The sequence below is a fragment of the Lancefieldella parvula genome, assembly GCF_963530955.1.
In the GTDB taxonomy this organism is placed as follows: Bacteria; Actinomycetota; Coriobacteriia; order Coriobacteriales; family Atopobiaceae; genus Lancefieldella; species Lancefieldella parvula_A.
The window spans coordinates 1-10,617 of sequence record NZ_CAUSFQ010000043.1 but is presented as its reverse complement, the minus strand read 5'-3'; the positions used below and the strand labels follow the sequence as shown (position 1 = coordinate 10,617).

Here is a 10,617-nt window from a genome sequence, read left to right as displayed (position 1 = left end):
CCAACGCTGGCGGTGCTCCAAGAAGCGAGATTGGCTTTACCTACTACTCTCCAAGCAACTCCGGCGGCGCAATCGGAAATCTTGTCGGCCGCATCCGCATCATCAAGGTTGACGCTGACAACGCAACTACCCAGCTTCCAGGCGCAACTTTTAAGGTGACAAGCGTTGCTAACCCAGCCGATTCTTGGACCCTTACTACCGGTGCCGACGGAACTGCAACCTCCGAGAGGCTCACTACCGGCTCCTACACCATCGAAGAGATCACCGCTCCAGATGGTTATGTGCGTGACACTACTGTCTACACCGTAAACGTTGACAATCAGTCCGGCACTATCAAGATTATTGAGAACAAGAAGAACGCTCATGCAGACATTCCTGTACAGAAAGTCTGGAATGGCGCAGCGGGCGGAGCAGTAACTGTTCACCTGCTAGCAAATGGTGTTGACACCGGTAAGACCCTTACCTTGAGCTCTGACAATAACTGGCAGGATTCCTTCACGGATCTTGAGGCTTATGCTGCTGACGGCTCCGAGATTACCTACACCATCTCTGAGGACGAGGTAGCTGGCTACACCAGCCAGATTACGGGTGACGCAGCCCAGGGCTTTGTAGTCACTAACACCCAGGTTCCTCCAACTCCAGAGAAACCTGCTAAGACCCGCAAGAAGTCCAACCTCCCCTACACCGGAGATACCTCTTCTGTTGCAGGCGTCCTCTTTGGATCTTTGGCAGCACTGGGCAGCGCAGTTGCACTTAAGCGTCGCAAGTAAGTCTGGCGCAAAGTCGTAGCTGCACAGACGTGCAGCTCCACGCAACGTTACAAGAACGTCTTGTCCTCGTGGCAAGGCGTTCTTTTTTTGGCGAGAAAACCGTCTCTTTTGCAAGACTCCACAGAACTTCTCGTCTCCTTAATTGCATATAGAAAAATGACCTATTCGGAATCACGTATAAAAAGTGACTAATGTCCAGCATTTGAATTTATTAGAGATAATATTTATCCATTTTTATTACGTTAAGCTGCACATAGTGTAGGATGTTCGTTGTGAACAATTGTGAAGAACCTGTGAATTTAGCTGTACTTTATTTAAAAGGTATCAGAAAAAGAACCGATAAATTCCTTGTACCTGCATAAATATTTGAACTTTAAAAAAGCTATATAAATATATACAGAATCTCAAATAAATTCTCTTTGAAATAGGTGAGAATAGACGTATCTATTGCAAAGGAGTCCTGATGAACAAACGACTGTTTAAGCTGTTAAGTTTTGTCTTCTTGCTAGCCCTTGCGCTTCCGCTTGCTGCAAAATCAGCTTTTGCTGAGACCGCAAGCACCGAAGCTGCTACGGGAACCCCTAAAGCGGTTGTTGCAACCATTACAGACTTTAGGGTTGAAGATCGTTTTGGCAATCAAACTACCGTTGTTAACAAGGCAAATGTGTATGCCATTGCTATGACGTGGGACGCCTCTGCAAACGCTAACGTAGAGCCAGGCGATTACTTTGACGTCACCCTCCCTAACGAGATGAGGTTTACCGCAGCTCATCCTGCGTCTACCTTTAACATCACCGATGCAGCAACCGGCGAGGTCATGGCAGTAGCTCACGTCACCCCCGGTACCGATGGTTTTGGTGGCAACATGCGTGTTGTCTTCACCAACTACGTTAACAACCACACTGACCTGCGCGGTACCGCTCGACTTGGCTTTACCATTGATTCACAGCGTGTTCAGACAGGTACCGGTAAATCTTTTATCTTTACTGTCTCTGGCAGTCCTGTTCCTGTAACGTTTGACGTCACCGCTCCTGGTACCATTGGTACTGAGTTCCTCTCCAAGTGGGGCAAGATTATTGAGGGCAACGCGAACGAGATTCAATGGACTGGCCGCATCAACTACTCTGGTGGTAACTTCCACAACGTCCGTCTACACGACCAGCTATCCGACCAGGGCGGCGGCGACCTTCCTTCCGAGATTACCTATGTTCCAGGAACCTTTGAGCTTTGGAGCGCTCGCTTTGATGAGTACGGCTCAACCATTCCAGGAACTGCAACTCGCATCCCTATTACCCCAGGTATGCTCACCATTTCTCCTGATGGACAGTCGTTTGATCTTGACCTTTCTGGCATAGACCTCAGCAACGGTCAGAGCTTTAAGTTCACCTATCGCACCACCTATGTACCTGGTGTTGCCCTGCGTAACCTCATTACCATGTACTCTGACAACCCTGAGTACCGCTCCGATTGGGTATATCGCAACGCAACTTCCGGCGGAGAAGGTACTTCTACCATCATCGCTCGTATCCGCATCATCAAGGTGGATAAGAACGACCACAACACCAAGCTTGCGGGTGCAGTCTTTAAGGTGACCAGCACCACTGATCCAACCAAGACCTGGACTATTACCACTGGTGAAGATGGCACTGCTACCACCGAGAAGCTCCCTGCTGGCACCTACAATGTTCAGGAGATTACCGCTCCTGCTGGCTACCAGCTCAATACCGATACGTATAACCTCACCGTTTCTGCAACCACCGGCGTTATTAAGACCGTTGAGGACGAGAAGACCCCAACAGTTGACGTACAAGTTAACAAGACATGGGTGGGAACTGTAGGCGGTCCTGTTACCGTCAGGCTCTACAAAGACGGCGTTGCTAGCACCGAGACAGTCACTCTTGACCAGACCAATAACTGGGCTGCAACATTTAGCGGTCTTCTCCGCAACGATGCAACAGACGGTCACGTTATTGCTTACACCGTAGTAGAAGAGAACGTTCCTGCTGGATATACCAGCGCAGTCTCGGGCAACCAGACTGATGGCTTCACGGTTACCAACACCGAGATTCCACCAAACACTCCTCCTACTACCCCACCAAATACACCACCAAACACCCCACCTGCAACTCCTCCATCAGAGACTCCAAAGAAGCCAAAGAAGAAGCAGCCAAAGCTTCCTGAGACTGGCGACTTCTCCGAGATTGCTCTTGTTGCAGTAGCTACCGTGGGCAGCGTTATTACGACGCTTGGCTATGCTCTGAAGGATCGTCGTAAGTAAGACAGCGTTGCGCAGTAAGTAACGCCATGAGCAAAAGTTGCTCGTACTTCTCGCGCCAAGCTCCATGAACTTCTCGCACTCGTCCCCGCTTCACACGTTGAAGCGGGGATTTTTTGTGGCAGGTTTGTTTCTATGCAGCACAAAGACGCAAAATTGCGTATAGTAGATGTTTGACAAAACGCATTGGGCAAAACGCAGATTAAACACAAAGGAGCCCCAATGGCCAGAAGGTCACATTCATCTCAGAATCACGGTCACAACAGCCGTGATAGGTACGAAGATACCCCTGAGTACGATACAGAGGACTTCGCACAGGACGATTATGACGCTTATAATCAGGGCGCATATCAACCTCGCACGCTGGGCAGCGTTCGAAGCGCAGGTGCAAGTTCTGCTCGCAACAATCACGAATCCCACGGCTCCAGGTTTACGCGCGAGCCTCTCATTGGTCAGACCAACGTCGGTGACGAGTGGCCTGAAGAAGCCCCAGCTCAGCAGCAAAAACACACCCACTTTGCTGCACATCGAGCGGGTGCCGTGAGCCATGCGCCTTCGCGCGCCGAAGGCGTCGGTGCATATTCCAAGAAGCGCCAAGGATCTTCTCGCGGTCGTGGTCTTAAGATCTTTGCGGGCATCCTGGGAACGTTGCTGCTGGTAGCAGGCGTAGCATTTGCGTGGTGGATGCTGGATACCAACTCAAAGCTCCGACAGGGCTTGGACGCAAACCTGCAGGCCACGCTGGTACAGGTTGCTCCATCCGACCCGTTCTACATGCTGCTTCTGGGCGTGGATAAGGACGAGGGACGTGCAGAGAACTGGGGCGATTCCGACGCAAACTTCCGCGCCGACACTATTATTCTGGCTCGCGTAGATCCTAAGAACAAGAAGATCACCCTAATTTCCATCCCCCGAGATACTATGGTTGACCTGGGAGAACACGGAAAACAGAAGATTAACTCCGCATACAGCTATGGCGGCGCATCCGGAATGGTCGAGGCCGTTTCCAAGCTGGCAAACGTCAACATCTCGCACTATGCCGAAGTAGACTTTGAGTCGTTCACCAAGATTGTGGACTCTATCGGCGGCATTACGGTCAACCTGCCCGTTGCTGTTTCTGACATGCAATACTCGGGCATCGACCTTCCTGCCGGCGAGCAGCAGCTCAACGGCCAGCAAGCGCTTGGTCTTTCTCGCAGTCGCCACGCATACGACAACTACGGCGCAGGCGACTTCTACCGCGCAGCTAACCAGCGCATGATTTTGACGGCCATTGCCAAGAAAGTCCTGCAGCTGGACCCCGTTTCTATGTCGGGTGCCGTGTCCACCATGGCCGAGAGCGTGACTACTGACTTCAACGTTACCGATATTGTGGGACTGGCCATGTCATTCAGGGGCATGGATACATCCAAGGATATGTATTCCGCGCGTACGCCCACGACGTCCGAGCTCATTGATGACGTGTGGTATGAGATTGTCGATAAGAGCGCCTGGAAGACCATGATGGATCGCGTAAACCAGGCGCTGCCTCCTCTGGAGGATGCAAGTACCGACGAAACTGCAGGTATTGTTGGTACCGTTGCGGGCGACACTTCTTCGGCCGACAGCATCAAGCCTGATTACACCGGAGAAGTTGCCGTGCTCAATGGCACCGACGTTCAAGGGCTTGCAGCTCAGAAGGCTGGCATTCTGAAGACTAAGGGCTACACCGCTTACGCCGACAGCTCGCTGGAGCATCCAACCGACTCGATTATCATCTACGACGGCACGCGTACGGGCCTGGCAAAGGCCGTTGGCGTTGCAAAAGCACTGGACATCCCTACCGCCAACATCAAGGCAAACGACGGTTCCTACCCAACTGACGTGGACATCACCGTGGTTCTGGGCACCGATCAGGCCCCAAAGCGCTAACGGCTCGCAGCACGCGACCCGCAGCGACACGCGACCCGCAGCGACGCGCGACGCGCGGCCCGCTACGGCGTGCGCCACACAGCGCGCTACCCCACCCCACACAAAAACGGGCGAGAAGATCGATCTTCTCGCCCGTTTCATGTTAACTATCAGCAGTTTTGTGGCTTAGACGTTAAAGCGGAAGTGCATGACGTCGCCGTCCTCGACCACGTACTCCTTGCCCTCGATGCGTAGCTTGCCCGCAGTCTTGCAGCCAGCCTCGCCGCCCAGCTCAACGTAATCGTTGTAGCTGGCAACCTCAGCCTTGATGAAGCCGCGCTCAAAATCGGAGTGGATGACGCCGGCGGCCTCGGGAGCCTTTGCGCCAATGCGGACGGTCCACGCCCTGACCTCCATAGGGCCAGCGGTGAAGTAGCTCTGCAGGCCAAGCAGCTTGTATGCTGCCTGAGCAAGCGTCTCCAGACCGGAGTGCTCAAGTCCCAGGGACTCCAGATACTCTGCAGCCTCCTCTGGGTCAAGGTCAGCAAGCTCAGCCTCGACACCTGCGCAAACAGGGATGGACTGAACGCCGTTAATAACAGGAGCAGGCTCGGTAAGCATGTCCTCGTCAACGTTTGCGACGTACAGGATTGGCTTCATGGTAAGCAGGAAGAGATCGCGAGCAGCCAGGCGCTCCTCGTCGGTCATCTCCATGTCAGCGGCGCGATTACCCTCGTTCAGCCACTCCTGAAGACGCTTTGCCACGTTGAGTTTGGGCTGGAGATCCTTATCGCGCTTGGCCTCTTTCTCCAGCTTAGGCAGGGCGCGCTCAATGGTGCCCAGGTCAGCGAGGATGAGCTCCGTCTGGATGATGTCCACGTCCTCGTCAGGATTGACGCGACCCTCAACGTGAATGACGTCGGGATCTTTGAAGTAACGAACAACCTCGCAGATAGCGTCAGTGTTGCGGATGTTTGCCAGGAACTGATTGCCCAGGCCCTCGCCCTCATTTGCGCCTTTGACCAGGCCAGCAATGTCCACAAACTCAACGGTTGCAGGCATGATACGACCAGGATTGACAATCTCGGCCAGCTTCTGGAGCCTTGCGTCGGGCACGTCAACAATGCCCACGTTAGGGTCGATGGTGGCAAACGGGTAATTTGCAGCCAGGCCACCCTTGCGGGTCAACGCGGTGAACAGCGTAGATTTACCAACGTTTGGCAGGCCAACGATACCAATTGAAAGCGACATGTGAGTCCTCTTGTTTTCGGTGGACGGTTACGGTTACTTGCGTTTCTAGCGAGAAGAACGTGGAGCTAGAAGCGTTGTGCTCTGTGTTAGCAGCCGCGTGCTACTCCCCATTATCCTCTTTTGGAGGTTGTTGTGCGGTGGCGGTAGAACTCTCGTTTGAGTCCTCGGTAATCGAGTCCGCCAAGTGTTTGAGCTGCTCCTTGCCAGTTTCAAAAATGAAGCGAGCCTTGCGACGAGCCAAAGCCTCAAGACGCTCGGTCTCCTCGGCCTTGCGGTCGCGAACAACCAGCTCAGAGGTGTTCATAGGCACCATCGTAAGCGCACCGGGCTCTGGGCAGACAATTTCGCAGGCGCCACAGTTAACACAGAACGGCATCTTAATGGTCAGCTTGCCACGCTCATCGATGTCGATTGCATGCGTTGTGCAGGTATTTTTACAGTCGCCACAAACGGTGCATTTGCTGGAATCCCAGATAGGAGCCTCGAGCTTCACGTAAGGAGCCAGGTCTGGATCGTGCTGGAAGGCGCCCATGACCAGGCGGCGATCCTGCGTGAGCATAGACTGCCTCATGTCGGTGGTGCGCAGGCCCATCACGTCATCAAGCTGCGTCTGGAGTTTGTCTAGAGAGCGAGCATGCGAGTTGATGCGGTCAGCGATTGCTTTGGCGCCCGCAAGAACAGGCGTCGACGCAGATACCAGGCGTTCTGCACCGCTCATCGCGTTAGAGATGAACTGCGAGCGGATATACGCACGCGTGAAGTTGTGGTTGAGGTTGTTGCCGTCGACCTCAAGGCCAACCGTGGCGCCCGTCCACTCCTCAGCGGTAGCGATGGCCTGGGTATATGCTTCCTCACCGGTAGTGGTACGACAACGGTCGCAAACACCTAACGGCAGGTAAACGCTTACGTTGTCAAAGTCCGTAAGGATCGAGAACCAAATGTCGGCCGAGAGCATACCCACGCAAGGCAGGCAAATCTCGTTGCCCTCAGGTTTTCTCGCCAGAGCACGCGTGCAGGTGATGTAGCACTGCTCGTACGCGGAGGCCGCGCGAGCTACCTGGTCATACAGCATGCGGGACGTGTGGCGACGCGTGTTGAACGTCTCGGTTGGGCACGCGGCAACACAGAGGCCGCACTGCAGACAGGCCTCGTCGTCGATGCGCACGGACTGGTTATGGATATCAATGCAATTAGCTGGACAAACGTCAAGACAGCGAGAACATGCCTCGGCTTTTCCCGAGGCGCACCTCAGGCAGCGATTAGCGTTTGACCAGGGGATTTCCTTGTAGTCCATTGGTTCGAACGGCTTGTCCGAATTTGGGTCAATAGACAGGCTTCCCATCAGCGCGTCGAGCGGGTTAGAGAGCACCTGCAGGGAATCCTGGATATCAATGAGGTCGTCGAGAAAATCTCGCTCCTCGTTACGATTCTGGTTCTGAGCCATGGTGCCTCCTCTCCTTTGGCGCGTGGCGAATTAATGATGCAGTCGCAGTCGCAACAGCAGTGTGGCCGCGGTCGCAAATAAACATTTTAACCTGTAGCGACCAATAATTCCTCTCAAATGACGTCACATTCATACGATTTCGATTAATGGACAATGAGCGGGAAAATGTTGCAGTTACGACAAGACGGGTTTCTCGCCAAGTTTTTTGTGACGAAAGAAAAAATCGGGCCCAGCGAGAGGCTGGACCCGATTGAAGTTCCTTGGAGGTGCGGATTAGTACATGCCGCCCTGGCCGCCCTGAGCAGCTGCGCGAGAAATGGACTCCTCGATGGTGGTGTCCTTTGGCATCTCGGAAACAGTTGCCTCGGTGATGAGGATGAGGGATGCAACGGAAGCTGCATTCTGGAGTGTGGTGCGGGTGACCTTAACTGGGTCAAGAACACCCATCTCAATCATGTCGCCATACTGGCCGGAAGCGGAGTCAAGACCCTGGCCAGTTGGGAGTGCCTTGATCTTCTCGACAACTACGCTGCCCTCGAAGCCAGCGTTGTTAGCGATGGTGCGGACTGGAGCCTCAAGTGCCTTGCGGATGATCTCAACGCCGATCTTCTCGTCTGCGTCAGAGGTCTGAACGCTGTCAAGGACGGAGGAAGCAGCCAGGAAGGAGACGCCGCCGCCTGCGACGATGCCCTCCTCGACAGCCGCGCGAGTTGCCTGAAGTGCGTCCTCGATGCGGTGCTTGATCTCCTTGAGCTCAACCTCGGTAGCTGCGCCAACCTTGATGACTGCAACGCCACCAGCAAGCTTAGCAAGACGCTCCTGGAGTTTCTCGCGGTCAAAGTCAGAGGTGGTGTTCTCAATCTCAGCCTTGATCTGGGTGATACGGTCATCGATTGCGTCCTTGGAACCAGCGCCACCAACGATGGTTGTGGTCTCCTTGGTAACCTTGACGGACTTAGCGCGACCGAGCATCTCTGCGCTGATCTCGTTGAGGTTAACGCCGAGCTCCTTGATGACTGCCTGGCCGCCGGTGAGAACAGCGATGTCCTCGAGCATGCGCTTACGACGGTCGCCGTATGCAGGAGCCTTGATTGCGCAAACGTTCAGAACGCCGCGGAGCTTATTGAGAATGAGGGTGGTCAGAGCCTCGCCGTCGACGTCCTCAGCCATGATGAGCAGAGGTGCGCCCTGCTTCTGGACAGCCTCAAGGATAGGCAGGATGTCCTGGATGGAGGAAATCTTGTTGTCGGTCATGAGGATGTAAGGATTGTCCAGCTCAGCGGTGAGAGTCTCGTTGTTGGTTGCAAAGTAAGGGGAAACGTAACCCTTGTCAAACTGCATACCCTCAACAGTGTCGATGTCGATGCCGAAGGTCTGGGACTCCTCAACGGTGATGACGCCGTCCTTGCCGACAACGTCCATAGCGTCGGAAATCTTGCCACCGATGACTGGGTCACCTGCGGAAATGGTACCAACGGAAGCAATCTGCTGCTTAGTTGAGACCTCCTTAGCGATGCCCCTCATCTGAGCGACGACAGCCTCAACAGCCTTGTCGATACCGCGACGAATTGCGATTGGGTTTGCACCAGCTGCAACGTTGCGGAGGCCCTCGTTAACGATGACCTGTGCAAGCAGGGTTGCGGTGGTGGTACCGTCGCCGACGGTGTCGTTAGTCTTGGTTGCTACCTCTTTGACCAGCTGAGCACCCATGTTCTCTACTGGGTCCTTGAGCTCAATCTCGCGAGCAACGGAAACGCCATCGTTAGTGATGGTTGGTGCGCCGTAAGAACGCTGCAATGCGACGTAGCGACCCTTAGGTCCAAGGGTGGTGGTTACGGCATCTGCCAGGGTGTTTACGCCCTTAGCAAGCTTGGCACGAGCGTCTGTACCAAAATCGATATCTTTAGCCATGGTATTCCTCCAAAATAGCTGAACTTACAAGTAAAAAGCGGACGAACAAAGATGCAAGCGACTAAGCTGCGAGCAAACAAGCTACGATCAAACGAGCTGAGAGCAAACGAGCTACGAGCGATTAGTCCTCGAGGACTGCAAGGATGTCGTCAGCACGAAGAAGTAGGAGCTCCTCGCCGTCTACCTTGACCTCGGTGCCGCCGAACTTGCCATAAAATACCTGGTCGCCGACTTTAACATCAAGAGCGATGCGATTGCCATTCTGATCAAGCTTGCCAGTTCCAACTGCGAGGACCTCGCCACGCTGAGGAAGCTCCTGAGCTGCAGATGCAATGTAGAGACCAGAGGATGTCTTCTCCTCTTTTGGAGCAGGCTTTACCAGAACACGATCTCCAAGTGGCTTCAAATTCATAATGAAAACCTCCCTTTCGGGCCAAGCCCGATATTGGCGCCAAGCGCCCTTTTCCAACGCTATTAGTTATTCCACACGGGAAAACAATTTATACGAAATATTGTGAAAATCTTACAAAACCGACTTAGATTTTCTGTAGGCGTGCAGTATAAGCCGTCAACGGTTATGCGCAGGCTAGTGGGTACGGGCAGAGCGCGGGCGACGTGCGGGCAGCGTGCGGACGCGCGATGCTGCTGAGCTGCAGGTAGACACGGTTTGCGTCGGCAGGCGCGAGCGCCAGGTGGTCTTCACCTGCGATTTCTTGCCATTAGCATAATTTTTGGTGCAAATATTCGCTGCGTGCATATTTTGCTAGTGATATTCGCGATTTTGCATAGGAAAAATGAGTACCTCTTTGGGAGGGTCCAATTTGGGTAAAAAATGCGTTTAGTTGGGGATGAAATGGAGTATTCAGAAAAATTGCATCTACATTTTACCAGTTGGCAAATTCTATCCATATTTCTGATTATTTGTCCAAAGCAAAACAGCAGGTAGACTCGATGCATAGAATCCCGTTATTTCTGTAAACCCCAACTAAACGCATTTTTTACCACTTCGGGGTCATTTTTGGGCTTGAATTCTCAAAGCAAGTGCAACGTTTGGTGATGGTAGACTTCCCAAGGGC

Annotated in this window: 7 protein-coding genes; 3 read left to right on the top strand and 4 right to left on the bottom strand. The window is 53.4% G+C overall.

Going from position 1 to position 10,617, the window contains the following annotated elements:
* From RWJ43_RS04110 to RWJ43_RS04100, 3 genes are all read left to right on the top strand, one after another.
* On the top strand, positions 1–770 hold a 770-nt coding region (locus tag RWJ43_RS04110; RefSeq protein ID WP_314008097.1), incomplete at its 5' end, for a Cna B-type domain-containing protein.
* 463 nt (positions 771–1,233) lie between these two features.
* Positions 1,234–3,048, top strand: a complete 1,815-nt coding sequence (locus RWJ43_RS04105; RefSeq protein WP_314008094.1) for an Ig-like domain-containing protein — start codon at positions 1,234–1,236, stop codon at positions 3,046–3,048.
* A 219-nt stretch (positions 3,049–3,267) separates the two neighbouring features.
* Positions 3,268–4,956, top strand: a complete 1,689-nt coding sequence (locus RWJ43_RS04100) for an LCP family protein (protein WP_314008092.1) — start codon at positions 3,268–3,270, stop codon at positions 4,954–4,956.
* Positions 4,957–5,121: 165 nt separating this feature from the next.
* Here RWJ43_RS04100 and ychF read toward each other — a convergent pair whose 3' ends face one another.
* The 4 genes from ychF to groES all read right to left on the bottom strand — a co-directional run bounded on the left by ychF (position 5,122) and on the right by groES (position 9,953).
* Positions 5,122–6,186: a redox-regulated ATPase YchF gene (gene ychF, locus RWJ43_RS04095; RefSeq protein ID WP_313996151.1), complete on the bottom strand. Its 1,065-nt coding sequence runs from the start codon at positions 6,184–6,186 to the stop codon at positions 5,122–5,124.
* Between the two features lie 100 nt (positions 6,187–6,286).
* Positions 6,287–7,630 (bottom strand): 4Fe-4S dicluster domain-containing protein, encoded by a 1,344-nt coding sequence (locus RWJ43_RS04090; protein WP_314008090.1) that lies wholly within the window; start codon positions 7,628–7,630, stop codon positions 6,287–6,289.
* A gap of 273 nt (positions 7,631–7,903) precedes the next feature.
* Entirely contained in the window at positions 7,904–9,541 is a 1,638-nt protein-coding gene (gene groL / locus RWJ43_RS04085) for a chaperonin GroEL (protein WP_035434985.1), read from the bottom strand.
* Between the two features lie 121 nt (positions 9,542–9,662).
* Positions 9,663–9,953 carry a co-chaperone GroES gene (gene groES, locus RWJ43_RS04080; protein WP_035428429.1) on the bottom strand — a complete coding sequence of 97 codons (291 nt, stop codon included), beginning with the start codon at positions 9,951–9,953 and terminating at the stop codon, positions 9,663–9,665.
* Between the last annotated feature and the right edge of the window lie 664 nt (positions 9,954–10,617).

Excerpts from the sequence above, each read along its gene's own strand:
- groL (WP_035434985.1), bottom strand. The coding sequence starts at position 9,541 with ATGGCTAAAGATATCGATTTTGGTACAGACGCTCGTGCCAAGCTTGCT.
- RWJ43_RS04105 (WP_314008094.1), top strand. The coding sequence starts at position 1,234 with ATGAACAAACGACTGTTTAAGCTGTTAAGTTTTGTCTTCTTGCTAGCC.
- ychF (WP_313996151.1), bottom strand. The coding sequence starts at position 6,186 with ATGTCGCTTTCAATTGGTATCGTTGGCCTGCCAAACGTTGGTAAATCT.
- RWJ43_RS04100 (WP_314008092.1), top strand. The coding sequence starts at position 3,268 with ATGGCCAGAAGGTCACATTCATCTCAGAATCACGGTCACAACAGCCGT.
- RWJ43_RS04090 (WP_314008090.1), bottom strand. The coding sequence starts at position 7,630 with ATGGCTCAGAACCAGAATCGTAACGAGGAGCGAGATTTTCTCGACGAC.
- groES (WP_035428429.1), bottom strand. The coding sequence starts at position 9,953 with ATGAATTTGAAGCCACTTGGAGATCGTGTTCTGGTAAAGCCTGCTCCA.